This window comes from Streptomyces sp. NRRL S-1813, assembly GCF_000719605.1.
Taxonomy (GTDB): domain Bacteria; phylum Actinomycetota; class Actinomycetes; order Streptomycetales; family Streptomycetaceae; genus Streptomyces; species Streptomyces decoyicus.
Genome location: NZ_JOHB01000008.1, coordinates 65,068 through 83,623, shown reverse-complemented (window position 1 = coordinate 83,623; position 18,556 = coordinate 65,068). Strand labels below are relative to the sequence as shown.

17 protein-coding genes and 2 pseudogenes are annotated in these 18,556 nt (G+C 68.5%); 9 read left to right on the top strand and 10 right to left on the bottom strand.

Going from position 1 to position 18,556, the window contains the following annotated elements; all coding sequences use genetic code 11:
- Nucleotides 1-101 precede the first annotated feature (101 nt).
- A complete protein-coding gene (locus IF67_RS0114490) occupies nt 102-797 on the bottom strand; it encodes an aspartyl/asparaginyl beta-hydroxylase domain-containing protein (protein WP_199812728.1) in 696 nt (231 codons plus the stop codon).
- Between the two features lie 429 nt (nt 798-1,226).
- Nucleotides 1,227-2,105 carry a hypothetical protein gene (locus IF67_RS44220; protein ID WP_267959195.1) on the bottom strand — a complete coding sequence of 293 codons (879 nt, stop codon included), beginning with the start codon at nt 2,103-2,105 and terminating at the stop codon, nt 1,227-1,229.
- 318 nt (nt 2,106-2,423) lie between these two features.
- Here IF67_RS44220 and IF67_RS0114480 point away from each other — a divergent pair, with 318 nt between their 5' ends.
- Nucleotides 2,424-3,239: an SDR family NAD(P)-dependent oxidoreductase gene (locus IF67_RS0114480; protein ID WP_030985694.1), complete on the top strand. Its 816-nt coding sequence runs from the start codon at nt 2,424-2,426 to the stop codon at nt 3,237-3,239.
- Nucleotides 3,240-3,345: 106 nt separating this feature from the next.
- Entirely contained in the window at nt 3,346-3,495 is a 150-nt protein-coding gene (locus tag IF67_RS45980; RefSeq protein ID WP_158713093.1) for a hypothetical protein, read from the top strand.
- A 176-nt stretch (nt 3,496-3,671) separates the two neighbouring features.
- On the opposite strand, the pseudogene IF67_RS41435 reads toward IF67_RS45980, so the two are convergent.
- From IF67_RS41435 to IF67_RS0114465, 4 genes and pseudogenes are all read right to left on the bottom strand, one after another.
- Nucleotides 3,672-4,074 (bottom strand): annotated as a pseudogene (locus tag IF67_RS41435) (hypothetical protein); the annotation flags it as partial.
- Between the two features lie 79 nt (nt 4,075-4,153).
- Entirely contained in the window at nt 4,154-4,312 is a 159-nt protein-coding gene (locus IF67_RS46245) for a maleylpyruvate isomerase N-terminal domain-containing protein (RefSeq protein WP_420708660.1), read from the bottom strand.
- A 73-nt stretch (nt 4,313-4,385) separates the two neighbouring features.
- Nucleotides 4,386-4,988, bottom strand: a complete 603-nt coding sequence (locus IF67_RS0114470; protein ID WP_030985692.1) for an HAD-IA family hydrolase — start codon at nt 4,986-4,988, stop codon at nt 4,386-4,388.
- 4 nt (nt 4,989-4,992) lie between these two features.
- Nucleotides 4,993-5,751 (bottom strand): DeoR/GlpR family DNA-binding transcription regulator, encoded by a 759-nt coding sequence (locus tag IF67_RS0114465; protein WP_030985690.1) that lies wholly within the window; start codon nt 5,749-5,751, stop codon nt 4,993-4,995.
- A gap of 72 nt (nt 5,752-5,823) precedes the next feature.
- Between IF67_RS0114465 and IF67_RS0114460 the strand changes: the two genes are divergently transcribed.
- Nucleotides 5,824-7,011 (top strand): MFS transporter, encoded by a 1,188-nt coding sequence (locus IF67_RS0114460; RefSeq protein WP_030985688.1) that lies wholly within the window; start codon nt 5,824-5,826, stop codon nt 7,009-7,011.
- Nucleotides 7,012-7,050: 39 nt separating this feature from the next.
- Nucleotides 7,051-7,362, top strand: a pseudogene (locus IF67_RS44890) (transposase); the annotation flags it as partial.
- A gap of 291 nt (nt 7,363-7,653) precedes the next feature.
- Here the strand turns inward: IF67_RS44890 and IF67_RS0114450 are convergent.
- Nucleotides 7,654-9,150, bottom strand: coding sequence for an IPT/TIG domain-containing protein (locus IF67_RS0114450; RefSeq protein ID WP_267959194.1), 1,497 nt, complete (start codon nt 9,148-9,150; stop codon nt 7,654-7,656).
- Nucleotides 9,151-10,508: 1,358 nt separating this feature from the next.
- On the opposite strand from IF67_RS0114450, the gene IF67_RS0114445 reads away from it, so the two are divergent.
- The 4 genes from IF67_RS0114445 (at nt 10,509) to IF67_RS43715 (ending at nt 13,596) form a co-directional block, all read left to right on the top strand.
- A complete protein-coding gene (locus IF67_RS0114445; protein ID WP_234341097.1) occupies nt 10,509-12,203 on the top strand; it encodes an IPT/TIG domain-containing protein in 1,695 nt (564 codons plus the stop codon).
- A 684-nt stretch (nt 12,204-12,887) separates the two neighbouring features.
- On the top strand, nt 12,888-13,019 hold the full coding sequence (locus tag IF67_RS45730) for a hypothetical protein (protein WP_267959193.1): 132 nt from the start codon (nt 12,888-12,890) through the stop codon (nt 13,017-13,019).
- 29 nt (nt 13,020-13,048) lie between these two features.
- Nucleotides 13,049-13,426: a protein kinase domain-containing protein gene (locus tag IF67_RS40305; protein ID WP_051818049.1), complete on the top strand. Its 378-nt coding sequence runs from the start codon at nt 13,049-13,051 to the stop codon at nt 13,424-13,426.
- A 29-nt stretch (nt 13,427-13,455) separates the two neighbouring features.
- Nucleotides 13,456-13,596: a hypothetical protein gene (locus IF67_RS43715; protein ID WP_158713091.1), complete on the top strand. Its 141-nt coding sequence runs from the start codon at nt 13,456-13,458 to the stop codon at nt 13,594-13,596.
- 160 nt (nt 13,597-13,756) lie between these two features.
- Here the strand turns inward: IF67_RS43715 and IF67_RS46240 are convergent, their stop codons facing one another.
- Entirely contained in the window at nt 13,757-13,912 is a 156-nt protein-coding gene (locus IF67_RS46240) for a hypothetical protein (protein WP_420708659.1), read from the bottom strand.
- Nucleotides 13,913-14,308: 396 nt separating this feature from the next.
- On the opposite strand from IF67_RS46240, the gene IF67_RS0114430 reads away from it, so the two are divergent.
- A complete protein-coding gene (locus IF67_RS0114430) occupies nt 14,309-15,796 on the top strand; it encodes a PLP-dependent aminotransferase family protein (RefSeq protein WP_030985683.1) in 1,488 nt (495 codons plus the stop codon).
- 134 nt (nt 15,797-15,930) lie between these two features.
- Here the strand turns inward: IF67_RS0114430 and IF67_RS0114425 are convergent, their stop codons facing one another.
- On the bottom strand, nt 15,931-17,079 hold the full coding sequence (locus IF67_RS0114425) for a serine hydrolase domain-containing protein (RefSeq protein WP_030985680.1): 1,149 nt from the start codon (nt 17,077-17,079) through the stop codon (nt 15,931-15,933).
- Nucleotides 17,080-17,307: 228 nt separating this feature from the next.
- Nucleotides 17,308-18,480 (bottom strand): FAD-dependent oxidoreductase, encoded by a 1,173-nt coding sequence (locus IF67_RS0114420; RefSeq protein WP_037839365.1) that lies wholly within the window; start codon nt 18,478-18,480, stop codon nt 17,308-17,310.
- Nucleotides 18,481-18,556: the final 76 nt, after the last annotated feature.

The following is an 18,556-nucleotide window of genomic DNA, read 5'->3' as shown; positions in this document are numbered from 1 at the left end:
GAAGGTTGCGTCGTGGTAGGAGGGCTGTCCGTGTCTGTCGACGGTGTCCCGCAAGCCACTGCGGGACACCGGATAACACCTCTTTTGAGCGGACAGGGCCGCTAGTCGCGCTGGAGTAACTGTGCGAAGCGCCGCTCCCAGGCGTCCTGATTTCCCTTGGCTTCCTGAACGAACCGGCTCCGAGCGATCCCTTTGATCACCATGTCGTTGACCAGGGAGTACGGAAAGGCCATCGGCCGTACGACATCCATGAACAGCACGGCACGGTCCTCATCGGTCCCGTTCCACGCCTCGTGTACGTAGGTGTCGTCGAAGAACATGCCGGCCCCCTCACGCCAGTGCGCCTCTTGTCCGCCGACGCGAATTCCACAGGAGTCCTCGGGAGACGGGACCTTCAGTCCGAGGTGATAACGGACCACGCCCTTGTAGGGGCCGCGGTGCGGTGGCACGTGTTTATGGGGGCCGAGGATCGAGAAGAAAGCCGTTTTCAGACCGGGGATATGGGCCAGCAGTTCAGCTGTCCGCGGACACCGCTCGCAGTTGGCGTCGAACTTCAACCCGTAACCGTAGAAGAAATAGGTCTTCCACTGGTTGTCGTTGGTGATGTGGCGTTGGCCGGTCGAGATGTCCTGAAAATTGGGCAGCGCGTCGCGATGCTCCAGCAGGGTGTCGAGTTCGGCTCTGATGTCACGCCAGTTGTCTTCGAGCCCTCGACTCCATGGGAACTCCGATTCCGAGATGAACGGGCTGTCATCGAAGCGGGAGTGGTGGACCATCTGCTTTTCGATCCACTTCACCAGCGCGGGAAGAACTCTTGGCACAACTACACCCCTGCGTCGTCGGTTCGGTTGCCGGTCTCAGGTGCGCGGCATCGCGAGCTCGGCCCGGCCGCCGGCGGAGACGACCAGACCGGACAACTCGGCTGTGCACCGGTCCGGTGCCGCGCACATGACGTCGGACCTTCGGCGATCCCGAGACTCGCGACAGGGCCCTCCTGGCCCCTTCACCGAGATGTTGCACCCTCATTTATTGGAACTCCACAAGCGGGTGAGTGGTGCGGATCTGGCGCCTTCCGGGAAACTTCCCGCTTTCAGGGGCCTGGTGTTCCGCCCGGTGAAAAGGGGTTGAACGGCGGATTCCGCATGCCTTCCCTCAAGTTTTATTGGTCGTTACATCAGGTGGCGGGTGTGCTGCCAGCTTCGGATGATCCGAAGTTCGCGTCAAGGTCATGATCCGGACGATCCCGGCCAGAATGCGCTGTCACCGGTGCCGCCCCCGCGTCCAAGGGCGGTGCGCTTCACCGGTGGTGAACCACTGCTCTCCGCAGAGCTTCCGGAACTCGTAAGACAGGCGACTGGGGACGGTGCGGGTGTCTCCTTTCTCCGTCCTCGCCAAAGGGCACATTCTCGGCCCGGTCGCCATCCACGCCCTGCTCGACCGCGGATGCCAGGAAAACGTGCTGAGCACCGACGGCCTGAGCGGGCTGCACTATGTACCGGCCCCGCCCCGCCCGGCGACGCCCCGCGCCCCCCGGCCCGGGAGCCCAGCCCACAGAGGCCAACTGCCAAGTGCACCAGGGGACTTATTGCCCCGCCCCCGGCTCCCATGCCGAAGCGGCTGTGGTGGAGCGGTTCGACCGCGCTGCGGCACCGGTGAGTGGGCTTGCGCGCCCCGGTTACCGACTTTCCCGCTGTGTCGCGCCGCCGGTCTCCGGCCGCCGCGCCCGTCTGCCGGAGCAATGTGAGAGCGGCCTCCGACGAGGACCCGGCGGGCGCCGTGCACACCACGAGGACCTGCTCCGGTGAGCGGACGAGAGCGAGCGTCTGTTGCGTCACCGTCAGTGGTCCCGTCGTCGGATGGTGCAGGTCGTAGGACGCCGCGTCGCAGGCCGACACGCGGTGGTCTCGCCACAGCGCGACGAACTCCGGGCTCTTCATCGTCAACTCGCCGATCAACTCTGCCAGCAGCGGATCCTCCGGGTGCCGGCCCACTACCGTGCGCAGGTTGCCCACCACCGCGCGCGCCTTGCGGTTCCAGTCCTGGGTGCGGGGATCGCGCAGGGCACGCGAAATATGCCCGTGATCTCCGAGGACACCGCTCAGCACCCTGCCCACCAGCAGCCGAAGACCAGCGCATGGACAGGCGTCCTGCCCCTCCCGCTCACCAGCACGTTCGCGCCGCCTGACGATCACCCCCAGTGATCACGGTCACGACGTCACCCCGGCATCTGGCCACCACTGCACAGACTGACGGTCGGACAGCGTCGCCGTGGGCGGTGGCCATGGGCTTCGCCTGCCGTGCGGTGAGGTCGTCCTGAAGCTGGCCGATTGACCTGCTGGCGCTCGATGGCGTCACGGCCGCGGCGCTTCGTATGCTCACAGCGCGGGGAACCGGAAGCGGACCACCTTCGGAGGCGAACGACCATGTCGGAACAGCGTGTTGTCCTGGTGACGGGCGGGGGAACGGGAATCGGGGCCGCCACAGCCCGGCTGCTGCGCACCGCCGGACACCAGGTCGTGATCTCCGGGCGGCGGCCCGAGCCACTGCGCCGGGTGGCCGAGGAGACCGGAGCGCTGGCGCATCCTTCCGATGTCGCCGACCCCGAGGCCGTGCGCGAGCTCGTGGAGACGACGGTGACGACCTACGGGAGACTCGATGGTGTGGTGCTCAACGCCGGAATCGGGCGGGGCGGCGCGGTCGGCGACACCGAGGTCGAGGACTGGGAAGAGCTGATACGGACCAACCTCACCGGCCCGTTCCTGCTGCTGCGTGCCGCGCTGCCGCATCTGCTGGCGGCCCGCGGCGCAGTGGTCGCGGTCGCCTCGGTCGCCGCGCTCCGCAACAGCGTCGGCAACGCCGCCTATGCGACGTCCAAGGCGGGTTTCCTCCACCTCTGCCGCTCCCTCGCCGTCGATTACGGGCCACAGGGGCTGCGGGCCAACGCGGTGTGTCCGGGCTGGGTGCGTACGGAGATGGCCGACCAGCGGATGGCGCGGTTCGCGGCGGAGGCGGGGCTGGCGGGTGGTGCCGAGGCGGCGTACGAGGAGGCGAACCGGCTGACTCCCGCCGGCCGGCCGGGAGATCCGGAGGAGGTCGCCGCGGCGATCGACTGGCTGCTGTCGCCCGCCGCGTCCTACGTCAACGGGGCCGTCCTCACCGTCGACGGCGGGGTGACCACGGTCGGCGTCGGTGGTGCCGCCTTCGACCACCGGATTGAGGCACGCACCCCGCGCCTGTAGCGGACTACCGGACAGGCCCGCTTCACAGGGCCCTTGGCGGGGCTGGAACCCATGGGGGGCCAGGGCCCCAGAGAGGCTGGGCCTGGACGGCGCCCCAGCGGCAGCCGTGCTCACCGCCGGGGAATTCGACGCCGGCGGCGCGGGCGAGGCGGTGGAAGATGGCGCGTCGATCGCCCTGGGGACTGGGGGTGAAGCGGTGCTCCAACAGCAGGTGGAGGACATCGAGCACGCGGTACAGCTAAGGGTGCCGGTGTGAACCGTGTCGTCCGCGGGCCTGTCACTCGGGGGCAGTTCGCTGCCGTGCGGTCACCTCGGCGAGTGCGAGGCGAGCGGAGGGGCCGACATCGTGCCCCCGATCCAGCAGTGGTGAAGCCGACCACGTGGGCGACCCGCTCGCCTGGCAGGTCGCCGGACTCCAGCAGGTGCCGCGTGGTTGCCCGGAAGCGACCGACCGACCACGACAACCAGTTGGCTGTCGGCGTCGATGACGACCTGGGTGGTGGTGGAGTACCGGTGATTTTTGGACTGTTCGGCGACCGTGTGGTCGCGGGTGGGCACCAAGGTGCGGGTGGGCCCAAGGTGCCGTCCCGATGAGGGCTGCGTCCTTGCGGAACCACTTGCCGGGCCGGAGTACCAGTAGGGGCTCGAAATGCGCGATGACGCGGTCGGCCGCGGATTTCGAGACCCCGAACAGTGGGGCGGCGTGGACCAAGAGCCCGCACGCCGAGCCAAATGCGGCGCGCACACCGTCGGACCGCGAACCCGCGATCACCTGCTGCATGACCAGCGTGAAGCTCGTGCCGGGAATCAATGTCAGGGGTGTGACTGCGGCCATGAAGCCGAGTCGCTGAAGCGATCGTCCGGCCGGTAGTACTCCGCAACAGTGATCTCGACTTTGTCCGGAGCCGGGCCGTTCAGCATCTGCGGCACCGCGCGATCACCACCCGAACATGACCCAACAGCTCATGCACGGACCAGGGTTCACACCGCGTCGGCCGACCCCACTGGGTCTTGGGCAGCCCTGGAAACGCGCGGGACCTCCGCGGCTTCAAGGCGCAATGCCTCAAGCACACACTGCTGATCCATGTCGATCAAGCTGTCAGCAGCTTCCACCCCACACCCCCTTGGCCGGACTGAAGAGCCTGGTCAGACCCATTGAATGAGAGCCTGCCTCAGCCGGGCCGGCGTGGTGAAGAGGTGCCCCTGCATGCCGAGCGCTTCGACGGCACGTACGTTGTCTGCGCGGTCGTCGACAAAGAGGATGTGGCCCGGCTCCGTACGCAGGGCGTGCTGACACCATTCGTAGGCCTCGCGCTCGGGCTTGGCGCGGCCCATGCGGCACGAGAAGGCCCGAACCGGGAAGCACTTGAGCCAGGCATGATGCGCTTCGTAGTGCGAGGCCAGCTCTTCGGGGATGTTGGACAGCAGCCCCATGTGCCGGCCTGTGGCGGCGAGTTCCTCGACCAGGGCGACCATCGTGTCGTCGACCGCACTCCAGCTCGCAATGTCGGCCTCGACGAGGTCGGTGATCCGGTGGTCGTCGAAGCAGGCGCCGATGGCGTCGGCCACCTGACGCCAGTAGCCGGGGCCGTTCACATCACCGCGGTCGTAGGGCGGGCGCAGCTCCCAGTAGGCGTCCCAGAAGGCCGGCGCCGCCACCCCTGCCGTCCGGGTGAGCCGCTTCTTGCCTTCGGTGGACTGATGGCGTGCGATGACGCCGAAAAGGTCAAAGAGCACGGTGCCCGTCACGTGGTCACACCTTCCGTACGGTGACGCCGGCGGCCGTGATCGCGCCGGTCTCGTCCTCCGGGGCGGCGTCGTCGGTCACCAGGGCGTGCAGCGCGGAGGCGGGCGCGACGAAGGCGAGTGCAGTGCGGGACAGCTTCGCGGACTCCGTGACGGCGATGACGCGGCGGGCGGAGGCGATGGCTGCGCGCTTGACCGCCGCGTCGTCCAGGTCGTAGGCGGTCAGGCCGTCCGCCGCGGTGAGTCCGCAGCAGCCGATGACTGCGGTGTCGAAGCGCAGCGCGGCCAGCGATCCCTGGGTCAGCGGGCCGGTGAGCGCCAGTTCCCCCGATCGTGGGTGGCCACCGGGTACCAACAGGGTCACGTTCAGGGCTCCGGCCAGCGCGTTCACCGCATGCAGGGAGAGAGGTGCGACGGTCAGGCGGCGGTGCTCCAGGGCACGAGCCACCTCGAGGCAGGTGGTGCCACTGTCGAGAACGACGGACTCCCCGTCGGCGATCAGGTCCGCGACTTCGGCGGCGATGCGCCGCTTGACGTCCGTCCCTTCCTGGGCCCGCAGCGCGAAGGGCGGTTCCTCGCCCCGCAGCAGCAGACTCCTGGCTCCTCCGCGGTAACGCTCCAACACACCCTGGTCCGCAAGGACTTCGAGGTCGCGGCGGATAGTCATCTCCGATGTGCCGGTGAGCGCTGCCAGTTCCGCGACGCCGATGCGGCCCGCCTCCCGTACGGCCTCGGTGATCTGCCTCAGTCGGTCTGTGCTAGCCATACTCCAATTGAACACTTCTTGCGTTTGAAACGCAACCTTTCGCAACTCAGAGATGTTCGTTATGTTCAAAGCGTGGATAGATACCTACGGGCCGGCCGACTGGCCACATTCGCGTACTTCACCCTGAACGGCTTCCTCATGGGGATGTGGATCGTCCACATCCCGGTCATTGAGCACCGCGCAGGGATCAGCCACGCCTTGCTCGGCTGGCTCCTGCTGCTGCTCGGTGCGGGAGCATTCGCAGGCATGCAGGCCACCGGCCCGCTCACCGACCGTTTCGGGTCCCGTACGGTCGTACCGCTCAGCGCGGCACTGTGCAGTGCCGCGGTCGCCCTGCCCGGCCTGGCCGCGAACGCCTGGGCGCTGGGGGCGGCACTTCTCGTGCTCGGCGTCGGCAACGGCTGCCTGGATGTCAGCATGAACGCCCACGCCGTCCAGGTCGAGCATGGTTACCGGCGGCCCGTCATGTCCGCCTTCCACGCAGTCTTCTCCATCGGCGGAGTCCTTGCCGCGCTGGTCGGCGCCCGCACGCTCAGCTGGAACTGGAGCCCGGTGACGACCCTCGGCGCGGTGGCGCTCGTCGGCCTGGCCGTCACCGCCCTCGCAGCCCCCGCGCTACTGCGCCCCGCCGCCCGCCGCCCCATGGACGCCGCTGCCCCTGTCGTGAACGCCCCTCGCAAAACGCCCCGTCACATCTGGGCACTGGCCAGCCTGGCACTGATGATCATGCTGTGCGAAGGCGTGGCCAACGACTGGAGCGCACTCCATCTGCGCAATGCCCTGGACGCGCCTGCCGCCACCGCCGCACTCGCCTACGGCTCCTTCGCCACCACCATGACCCTCGGCCGCCTGCTTGCCGACCGGGTGGCCGCACGCTTCGGCCCGGTGGCCATCCTCCGCCACGGCGCATCCGTCGCCGCACTCGGTCTGACCGCGGCGGCCCTCTCACCCTGGATCCCCTTGGCTCTGATCGGCTGGGCCGTGTTCGGGGCCGGGCTCTCGGGATGCGTACCCCAACTCTTCAGCGCGGCGGGCCACACCGACCAGGGTGCCGCCGGTACCAACGTCTCCCGCGTCGCCGGGCTCGGCTACCTCGGCATGCTCGCCGGGCCCGCCGTCATCGGACCGCTGACCCACGTCCTGCCCCTCAACCTCACCTTCTTCCTCCCCGTGTCGTGCTGCGTCATCGCCGCCGCCACGGCCGGCATCGTCCGACCATCGCGTCACACCCCTGCACTCCTGGAGGCCGAGGCGGTATGACCGGCACCGGTCGCCTGAGCCCGCACCACGAAATGCCCCGCTCGTTCACGCGGTGGCGGGATCGAGCCCCTGCACGACACCGCGCGGAACCGGGTCTGGCTGGAGAATATCTCTATCGCCGTCGATCTCCCCGCCCTGGATGCCGATGCTCGCCCTGATCGGCGAGACCCGCCGCTGGGAACTCGATAAGCTCCGCTTCCGCATGTTCTCCGCGCCGCACAGCTCGTGCACACCGGTCGCCGCCGCTGGCTCCGCCTAGCCACCCGATGGCCCTGGACGCGTCGGTGCTCCCCCGGCGACTGCACCGCTGTCGCCGAACGCCTGACGATGGACCAGGTGATGAGGGTGTAGAAGACAGCGAGGACGGTGATCGCGCCGAAGGTGGCGCGCCGGGTGACGGGGGCCGGGTCACGGACCTCTGCGGACAGACGATGAGCACCCCCGCGTACGGTTACGGCGAGCGCGACGATCACGAGAATCGCCAGCTCGCCCACGATCACGACGCTGAGGACCGGGCGTTGAGCTCGACGCGCAGCAGAGACGCGCTCTCCAACCCTCGTCCCGGCCTGCGCCGCTGGGTGTGCAGCACACTGTCCGCGTCTGTATCGCGTGGGCCTCGTTGGGCTGCCGCCCGGATGTCTGTCAGGTGTAGATGTAGCCGCCGAAAAGGGTGGTGCTGCCGCCGGCGGTGGTGACGGTGACATCTGCGGGGCCGGTGGTGGGGCTGGGCGGGACGATGGCGGCCAGGACGGTGTCGGAGCCGATGCTGTACTGCGCGATGATGCCGTTGATGGTGACCTTGGTGACGGTCGCCAGGTTCCGGCCGGTCAGGTCGATGGTGTTCCCGCCGAAGGAGGTGCCCGTGGTGGTGCTCAGACCGGTGAGCTGCGGTGGATCGATGTAGGTGTAGGTGAGTGTTTCGGTAGTGAGGCCGCCTGCGGTGGTGACGGTGACATGCACCGGGCCGGGGGTGATGGCGGGTGGGGCGGCGACCGTGATCTGCTGGTCGGAGACGATGAGAGGCAGCGCCGGCACGGCGTCGAAGAGTACGAGGCTGGCTGTGGCGAGTTGGGAGCCTTGGATGGTGATGAGGTTTCTGCCCAGGGTCGGGCCGGCGGTGGGGCTCAGGGAGTGGGCGTTGCCGCTGGGGTAGTAGCTGAAGGGTTTGGGGTTGCTGGTGCCCCCTGCAGTGGTGACGGTGACCGCAGCGACGCCGGAACCGGGTGGGGAGACGGCGATGACCTGGTTGGCCGTGTTGGCGATGACAGTGGCGGGGATGCTGCCGAATTTCACCGAGGTGACCCCGGTGAGGTTGGTGCCGGTGATCGTGACCTTGGTTCCGCCGGATTGGGGACCGAGGGTGGGGGCCATCGCATTGAGTGTCTGGATGACGCTGACGGTGTTGGAACCGCTGTTGGCCACGTAGACGCTCAGGCCGTTGGGGGTGATCGCGATGCCGGTCGGCGCGGTGCCCACTGCAATGGTGTCGGTGACCGTGTTGGTGGTGGTGTCGATGACACTGACGTTGTTGGAGCTGTTGTTGGCCGTATACACCTGACGGCCGTCGAGGGTGACAGCCACTCCCCAGGGGGCGGCGCCGACCGCGATGGTGGCGGTGACCGTCCGAGTGGTGGTGTCGATGACGCTGACGGTGTTCGCACTGCTGTTGGCCACGTAGAGGCGACCGCCGTCGCGGGTGACCGCCACTCCGATTGGAGCAGACAGTCCGGAAACGGTCGCCACCACGGTGTTGGTGGCAGTGTTGATCACGCTGAGGGTGTTGCTGTCCCTGTTCGTCACATATACCTCCAGCCCGGTGGGGGCGACCGCGACCCCGGTGGGGGCGGCGCCGACCGCAATCGTCGCCAGCACCGTGTCGGAGAGCGTGTCGATCACGCTGAGGGAGTTCGAGCTCTGGTTGGTGACGTACACGCGCAGGCCGCTGGGGTCAACAGCGATGCCATAGGGAGTGCTTCCCACGGCGATCGTGCCGGTGACGTCGAGGATGTCTCTCAGCGCGGTACTGACAGCGCGTGTGCCGCTGTTCGTCACGAAAAGGCGGCTGCTGTCAGGGGTGACGACTACCCCGCTGGGAGTGGTGAAAGGGGCGATGGCGGTGTTCGCAGTCTGTGTTCCCACGTCCACAACGCTGAGCGTCCCTGAAACGCTGTTGGCCACGTAGACGTGCAGTCCGAGGATACCGACCACCAATGCCAGCGGTTTGGTCCCCACGGGAACCGTGAGCACTGCCCGCGGGATCACAGCAGTGGGAGACACAGCGTCCAGGACTGGCCCTTTCGCACCGGAGGTATTCAATTCGCTCACCATGCACCTGCCATCAGCCGGGCCCCAAGGGGGCGATGGAGACTGCCGGGATCCCGGCATGCAGGAATCGTCTCCGTGACCGTACGTTCTCGAACGGCGCGAGAGGGGCTGTAAGTGGCACGGGAAGCAATGTCCAACAATACGAAATACTCCCGCATCCACGAGAGAGCTCCCACATGCTGCGCGCCCCCTATAGCCAACGGATCTGTTTCTTTGCGCTGTTCGCTCCGGTACGAAACCGTTCTTCAGCGCCGGCAAGACCTTCCGCGCCAGATTTCGCGGCTGATCCCCAAGTTGCTCGAGTGGTACGGCAGGAGAAGCCGTCGGCGAGGATCATCAGTCTCCTCGTGGGTTCCCGCACCGAGGACAGGAGCTGGTCCTCGGTACGGGCCACTGACACGTCGTAGTTGTCGCGTTCGAGGCTGAAGTTGGCGGCCAGGCCGCAGCAGCCGCCCCGGGCGCCATAGCCTCGGGTAAGGCTCGAGGCCAGTGGCTTAAGGAATGCTTTCAGGAGCCCGGGAGTCTGCGGGCGAGAATCGTCGCGGGCAAGCTCCCCTGGCCCCGTCCACGGCGCGCGTGCCATCGGCCCACCGGGCGCGCAGGGTCGTCACCGCCGGGCGGCACAAGACTGCCCGGCTTCCGGCCCTCCCTCCGTCGCAGAGAGTGCACCCGAAGGGTTTCAGCAGGTTGCTCCGACTACCGCATCGGCTACTACGGCACGTGCCACGAGAAGAGCGCGGACTGGTAGGGGAGTCGCGGCGGCACCATCCTCGTCACCTGCCCCTGAGGTCCGCTGACGGCACAGGCCCCGGAGCACCTGGGGCGGATTCCGGATCCGGGCGCCGCCCCAGCCCCATCTCAGGGAGGTACACAAGGATGGATGCTCTGCTCGGGTTGATGCGCAGATGGGGGGCGGTTCCGTCGGCGGTGGTGATATCGAGTTCAAGGGGCGCAGAAGGGAGTACAGAGCGTTTTTCATACGGTGTGAAGTGCCTCCAATCCGCCTGTCAGTGTGCCCACTTCTTCGGTTTGCTGCTTCGGTCCGGGGAATTCGACGTATGCGGACTCGCCTTCAAAGGCCGCCTCGCGCAACGTCTTTCCGCTACGCGTCGAGTATCCGGACCTCGACAGACGAGCAACCTCCGGCTACATCCTGCTCAGGAAATGGGTGCATGATGAAGACACAGGAAACAACCACGCCCCCAAGACCATCTATTCACGCCGCCTCGGCAACTCTCGTCGCCCCCTCCCCGCAAGTCATCGCGACACTCCCGGCGGGGACCAAGCCGCTGGGAGTGGCGACCAGCCCTCTGGGGCCGCCGCTCGCATACGCGGCCAGTAACGCCTCGGGGACCGTCAGCATTCTCGACACCGGAACGCTCACGATCTCCACCCCTGCGGCCCCGTTGACCGCCCCCGCAGGGGTCGCGCTCACCCCGGACAATGTCTACCTCTACGTGGCCAACAGTGGTGGGAACACCGTCAGTGTGGTGCAGCGCAATCTCTTTGCGGTCACCAACACGATCGGGGTGGGGAAAAGCCCCTTCGGTATCCAGGTGAGCCCCGACGGCCTGTTCGCCTACGTCGCCAACCAGAACTCGAACACCCTCAGTGTCATCAGTACCGTCACCCGCGCCGTCGTCGCGACCATCCCGGTCGGGGCCAAGCCCACATGGGTCGTAGCTGCCCCCAACGACCTGGAGGTGTATGTGACCAACCAGGGCGGTAACTCGGTCAGCGTGATCAGCACGGTCACCAACACGGTCGTGGCGACCATCCCTGGCCTTTCGGCTCCCTATGGCGCGGCAGTCACCAGCGACAGCCGGTACCTGTACGTGGCCAACAGCACCGCGAACACCGTCAGCGTCATTGACACCGTGAGCCGGACAATCATCGCCACCATCCCCGTGGGCACCGCGCCATGGGGCGTGACGGTCACCCCGGACGACAGCCACGTCTACGTGGCGAACAACGGTTCCGACACGGTCAGCTATGTCGACACCGCCACCAACACGGTGAGCGGCACCGTCACCGTCGGCCATCAGCCGACCGGCGTCGGGGTCGCCGCCAGCGGGCTGACCGCCTACGTGTCCAACAACGGCGCGAACACCGTCACCATCCTCGCGCTCATCAACATGATCAGCCCCCCGGCGGGCCCGGAGGCCGGCGGCAACATCGTGACCGTCACCGGCACCAACCTGACCGGTGCCACCGCGGTGAAGTTCGGCCAGGTGCCCGGCACCGTCATGGCCAACACGTCCAACCAGATTCTCGTGGTCCCCCCACCCGGCGTCGGTGTCGCCCAGCTCACCGTCACCACTCCGGGAGGCACCAGCAATCCCAAACCGTACGTCTACTCTCCGGGCGGTGCGCTGGAAAGCCTGGTCCCGGGAGCCGGCCCGACCGCCGGCAGGAACATCATCAGCATCGAGGGGCACAGGTTCAGCACTGCCACGCAGGTGCGGTTCGGCTCGGTGCCCGCTGTGCCCACCGTGGTCAGCGACCAGTTGATCACCGTCACCGTCCCACCCGCCGCCGCGCCCGGCCTGGTTCCCGTCACCGTCACCACGGCCGGCGGTATCACCCCTCAAACCATCAGCTACGCGTACATCGATCCGCCCTTCCTCAGCGCCGTGAGCCCGAGCACCGGTCCGGTCGTCGGCGCGAACGTCATCAACCTCTACGGCCTGAACCTGTCGACGACCAGCCTGGTCACGTTCAACAATGCGCCCGTTCAGTACAGCGTCCAGTCCGACACCGTCCTGACCATCGTTGTGCCCCCGAGCCCGGCCGCCGGAACGGTGGACATCACCGTCACTACCGACTCCGGTACGACCACGCTCACCAGCGCCTACGTCTACGTCTGAGCCAGGAACTGGAGAGCGGGGCAGCGGGTTCAGCTCGGGTTGGGCGCCGCAGCGGAATGCTGGTGATGGCAGGCAGGAACCCCTGCAGCAGGTGTTCGACGTACCGCCGTCCTGGCGCGGGGCAGGCTCCTCACAACTGAGCGCCTGTCCCCGGCTGGCCAACCGCTGCGTCCACGGCGGCTACAGCCGACTTGGTGAGCGAATTGCAGAGTTCCTCGGCGTCACGGCGCGCTGGCAGTCCAGCGCTGTCGGAAATCGGAAGCTGAGCTACCGGGCAAGCACACCAACGACGGCTCGTTCCTCCTCCGACGCCCTCCACCATCCTGCGAACGAGAAACCGAGCACCTTTTGGGCTTCACCAGCCTCGCCTGCACTCTGATCTCCTCCTCCGTCTGGACACCGTCGGCTGGCAACGCCTATGCGCCTGCTCCTAACCGCCAACGCACGGCGCGCCGCGCCCCGATGGCCGGTCCGGACGTGGGGGCGCATGCTCGGGCCATCGGGGCGGCGGATGAGTGCTGGAGCCGTTGGATCCGGAAGAGGCCGACGTCGTCGTCCGGATCTCCCATGACTTCTTGTCGGGGGAATCGGCCTCCAGCGCCGGCTGGAGTCGGTTCTGGGAGGCGGGGGTTTCGCGGACGGGTCTGGAAGGCTCGCGACGAGTCCCTCGACGTGGGTGTGCCGGTGAAGGAGGTCTGGCTTCCGCCGGCCACTTCCGGTGAGGAGCACGCGCAGCGGCTGCAGCGCGCCGAGCGCGAGGCGCGCAATGCCGCCCGGCTGCGGTCGCATCCGCACATCGTCGCCGTGCCGACGTAGTCATCGAGGATCAGGCGCCGTGGATCGTCATGGAGCTCGTCGACGGCGACAACCTCGTCGAGAAGCTCTTCCAGGACGGGCCCAAGCCTGTCACCGCTGTCGCGCTCGTCGCCAAGAGCTTGCTCGACGGCCTCGATGCGGCACACAAGGCCGGGATTGTCCACCGTGACGCGAAACCGGCGAACGTGACGGTCACCCCGGACGGGCGGGTGCTACCTGCCGACTTCGGGATCGCCGTGGAGCAGGGTGACACCTCGCTCGCGGCGAGCAGCGGGCTGATCGGCTCGCTGGAGTACCTGGCGCCGGAACGGCTCGACGGCGTGTACTCCGGTGGCGCGGGCGACCTGTACTCGCTGGGCATGACGCTGTATCAGGCGCTGGAGGGCGTATCCCGTGCGGGGGCGTGACCCCCGTCACGCATTCTCCGAGCGGGTCGATGGAGACCGGAACAGCCACGCCGCCGACGGTCACGGAGGGGCAGTACAGATCGCTGCCGAAGATCTGGAAGGCGGTACCCCCGGTCGCCGGGCCTGACGAGGGCGTGATCCGGATCGCCGTGGGGCAGGCGGGCGGGTAATAGGTGTACGGAATGGAGGGGCTGGTCGTACATGTGAGGGGAGGGAAGGTATCGACGAGGCCGATTCCGTGCACCAGGACGGGCCCCGGAGTGGTTGCCGGAGGGGCGATGAGGGTCAGGAAGGTACCCGACGGGGCCACGGTGAATTCCTGGTCCGTGATCAGCACACGGTTGAAGAACACACGTCACAGCTCCCGGCGCGCTTCGGCGGGCAGGCGACGGTCAGCGAGCAGCCCGAGGGATCGACCACGATGTCATTCCCGGGACTCCCGCCGAAGGTCACCGCCGTCGCTCCCGTCAGGTCCGTGCCGATCACGGTGACCCTGGCACCGCCGCAGATCGGGCTCTCGTCGGGGGTTCCAGGCCCTCGTTCAGGACGCTCCAGGGGCTGAGGCCCAGGGAGGACCGGACCATGACCGAGAGGCCGAATCCGTACAAGGCGAGCCCGGCGAACAGCTGCGGGAAGCGTCGCAGCGGACGTTCACCGAGGCGGACATAGGTGAGCGGGGGCGGGGACGGGCTCGCACGAGGCAGGGGTGTTGCCGCGACGCTTCCCCCGTGACGGCGGCGCGGGACTTCCCGCTCGTCCTGGTCCGTGAACTTCTGCTCCATGCCGACCGCCTCCACCGTGTGCGGCTGCGTCGTAAGGCCATTGGGGGCGACTCTGTACAGTGATTGGACCATAAAACATGGCCAATCCCGGGGGAGTGGTATGGCCGAGTCGCATCCCTTCCCGCGCGTGGACAGGGCGGACCGCACCGACCGGACCCTGGGCAGCCGCCGGCTCGCCGCCCTGCTGCCCGACCCGGCGGGGGCACGGCCCGCCTACCGGCACCTGGCCCAGGCGATCAGCACGCTGATCCTGGACGGTCGGATCGCGTTGCACGTCAGACTCCCCGCCGAACGGGAACTGGCCACCGCCCTCAACACCAGCAGGACCACCATCACCGCCGTGTACGACCTGCTGCGCGAGAGCGGTTACGCGTACAGCCGCCAGGGCTCGGGCACCTGGACGGACCTGCCGGAGGGCCGTACGCCCCGTGGCATCACCCGGCTCCTCAAAGCCCAGGACACCGCCATCGACCTGGCCAGGGCGGCCCCCGGACTGCCGGGGCAGACGCTCATCGACGCGCTCGCCCAGGTCACCCCTCAGCTGGCCGAGCACGCGCACACTCCCGGCTACCACCCCTATGGCCTTCCGGAACTACGCGCCGCCATCGCCGAGCGATTCACCCGGCGGGGCCTGGCCACCGTGCCCGAACAGATCCTGGTGACCTCCGGCGCTCAGCATGCACTCACCCTGGTCATGGGGCTGCTGTGCCGCCCCGGCGACCGGGTCATGGTCGAGAACCCGTCCTATCCGAACGCTCTGGACGCCATGCGCCGCGCCCGGGTCCGCACCGTGTCGGTCCCTGTGACCGGCACCGGCTGGGATGTCGAGATCGTCGAGTCGACCCTGCGGCAGGCGGTGCCCCAACTGGCCTACCTGATCCCCGACTTCCAGAACCCGACCGGTTGTCTGATGCCGGATCATGAGCGCGCCCGTGTCCTGCGTGCCGCTCAGCGTTCGGGTACCTGGCTCGTCATCGACGAGACCCTGGCCGACCTCGCCCTCGACGTCCCGGCACCGCCGCCCTTCGCCACCCACACCACGCCCGGTGGAGCCGGCCAGGTCGTCACCATCGGTTCGATGAGCAAGACCCACTGGGCGGGGCTGCGTATCGGCTGGCTGCGCGCCCCGGCGCGGCTCGTGACCGAACTCGCCGGCCAGCGGGTCGCCACCGACATGGGCGGCTCGGTCCTGGACCAGCTGCTGGCCCTGGCGTTGCTGGCGCGGGCCGGGGAACTGCTGCCGCCCCGCCTGGAACAGCTGCGCGAGCAGCGCGCCGCCCTGGCCGCCGCCCTGGCCGAGCACTTCCCGCAGTGGACGTGGCAACTGCCGTCCGGCGGCCTGTCGCTATGGGTCGACCTGGGCGAACCCATCGCCTCGGCGCTGGCCGAGCGGGCACAGGACTACGGCGTGCGGATGGAGGGCGGTACCTACTTCGCCACCGACCCGGGCATTTTCGAGCAGCGTCTCCGTATCCCCTACACCACACCTCCGGACACCCTGCGCGAGGCCGTGCGCCGGATGGCCGCCGCCCTCGCCGCCGGGCCCTCACCCTCGCCCGCCACCCGGCGGCCGCACTGGGTCGCCTGAAGGCGTCAGGCCCGCCCGGACGTCCGCGGGCCGGGGACCGACGCGGTGACCACTCCGCACCGGTTCCTCCGCACCCGGCGCCTTCCCCGGCCTCAGCTCCCGGCCTCTGTTCCCGGCCTCAGCAGCACTCTGCTTCAGCCCCCGGCCGCGTACCGCCAGAATTCCCGCATCAGCGCGGGCGGGGTCGGTCCGGTCAGTTCCAGCTGGGTGAGCAGGATGGTGACCGCGCCGGTGGACGGGGTGAGGTGCGCCGCGGTTCCGGTGCCGCCGATCCAGCCGTAGCGTCCCGGCACGTTCCAGGGCTCGATGGCCTCCACGTCCACCGAGCCGCCGAACCCCCAGCCCTGGCCCTCCAGGAACAACCTGCCCGAGTCGCGCTGGGCAGAGGTCAGATGGTCGGTGGTCATCTGCCGTACCGATGTCGGCGACAGCAGCCGGCGGCCGTCGACGGTCCCGTCGGCGAGCAGCATCCGGGCGAAGGCGTGCCAGTCGTCGACGGTCGAGACCAGCCCGCCGGCGCCGGACGGGAACGCCGGACGGCTGCTCCACTGCCCGTCGGGCGCGTCGACCAGTTCGGCGCCGCCCGCCTGATCGAGCCGGTAGTAGCTGGTGAACCGGTCGAGCTTGCCGGCCGGTACGTCGAATCCGGTGTCGGCCATGCCCAGCGGCTCGAACAGCCGCTCCGCCAGGAACTCGGGCAACGGGCGGCCGGAGACCCTGGCGATCAGCACCCCCTGGATGTCCGAGGAGGTGTTGTACAGCCAGCCGTCGCCCGGCTGGTGCAGCAGCGGAATGCGGGACAGCGCCGCCATCCATGCGTCCGGCGCCGGGACGAGCTGCGGTTGCGGCGGGCCTTGTTTCAGATCGCTGAACAACCGTCCGACCGCCGGCAGCGAGAAGTCCGAGGGGAAGCCGTATCCGGCGCGCGAAGTGAGCAGATCGAGCACGGTGATCGGCCTGACAGCCGGGACCACCTCGTCGACCGGACCGTCCGGCGAGCGGACGACAGTCGGTGACGTCAATTCCGGCAGCCAATTCCCGACCGGGTCGCCCAGTGCGATCCGGCCGTCCTCGACGAGCATCATGACTGCCGCGGCGACGACGGGTTTGGTGAGCGAGGCGATCCGGAAGAGGGAATCCCGGGCCATCGGGGAGGTGCCGTCGACATCGGCCGACCCGACGGCCTGCACCTCGGCCCGGTCGCCGTGAGCCACCAAAGTCACCGCTCCGGGCACCGGCCCGTCGCTGATATGCGTCGTGAGGATGTCGTGCAGGTTGGTCATCAGTCCACCTTCGCGTGTGTGCGGTCCGAGGTAAGACTCCCGCCCTGGCGCGGATTCATCGGGTGGAAGACAGTGAATCCGACCCGTTCAGCCGACGCTCATCGCCAGGACCTGGCCTCGGCAGCTCTTCTTCCCCGCGCCGGACAGGCGGCCGACACATCCCCGGGGCCTTGCTCGGTGACCTCCGGAGTCCCGCCGGCGGGCGGGGGCATGGTCGGCAGGCCGGGCTCAACTGGTCTGAGCGGGGCCCGAGTCAAGGAGGTCCTTGGCTGGCCAGATGGCGTCGGGGAAGGCGGCGTCGTCGGAGTCGGTGTCGGGCATGAGGGTGGCGAGCATCTGCTGGGCGGTCTTGGCGTTGTCGTCGGCGCGGGGGAGCATGACGCTTTCGTAGGCGTCGAGGGCCTCGTCGAGGGTGGGGTGGTCGACGACGGCTCGGGCGAGTTCGGCACCGTCGAGCAGGGCGAGGTTGGCGCCGACGCCGATGGGCGGCATCAGGTGGGCGGCGTCGCCGAGCAGGGTGATGCCGGGGACGCGCCGCCACGTGTGGGGAGCGGGAAGGACGAACATGGGCCGGTTGATGAAACCGCCCTCGTTTTCGCGCAGGATGGCCAGCAGGCTCTCGTCCCAGCCCTGGTACTGGGCGAGGAGGCGGGCGCGTACGGCTTCGGTGTCGGCGAGGTCGAGGCCGGAGTGCCAGTCCTGGGGGCCGCGGAAGTTGATGTAGGCGCGGACGTGTCCGTTGCTGTTGCGCTGGAGCACCAGGCCGCGGCGGCCCGCCTTGGCCGACATGGTGCCGCGACCGACCAGGTGGGCGATGCCGGGATGACGGTGGTCGACGTCGTCGAAGTGGGCCTCCACCAACGTGACACCGGAGTAGGCGGGTTGGGCGTCGGAGAGCGCGGGGCGTACCCGGGACCAGGCGCCGTCGGCGCCGATGACCAGGTCGAAGTCCTCGACCGTGTCGTCATGGTGGTGCAGGCGGGCGGTGCCATGGGGCAGCGGGGTGACGGCCCTTACGGAGTGGCCCCAGCGGACCGTGCCGGGGGCGAGGGAGTCCAGCAGGAGGGTGCGCAGCCGGCCGCGGTCGATCTCGGGCCTGCTCAGGTCGTCCTCGTCGGCCTGGTCGTGGCGTATCAGGGTCGCGCGGCGATCGTAGAGGCGCCACTCCTGGCCTTCGGGCCGGGACAGGGCGAGGAACTGGTCGAAGAGCCCGGCTGCCCGCAGGGCGACCTGGCCGGTGTCTTCGTGGATGTCGAGGGTGCCGCCCTGCGAGCGGGAGCTGGGGCCGGACTCATGCTCGAAGGCCGTGACCGGCACGCCGTGCTGCTCCAGGACGCGCGCACAGACGAGGCCGCCGAGGCCGGCACCGACGATCGCGATGCGAGGGGTGGTGGTGGACATAAGGGTCACGCTCCGTTCTACGGATCAAGCAAGTGCTGGTGACTTGTGGTGCTGCCCTGGTGATCGGGGCGGGGTG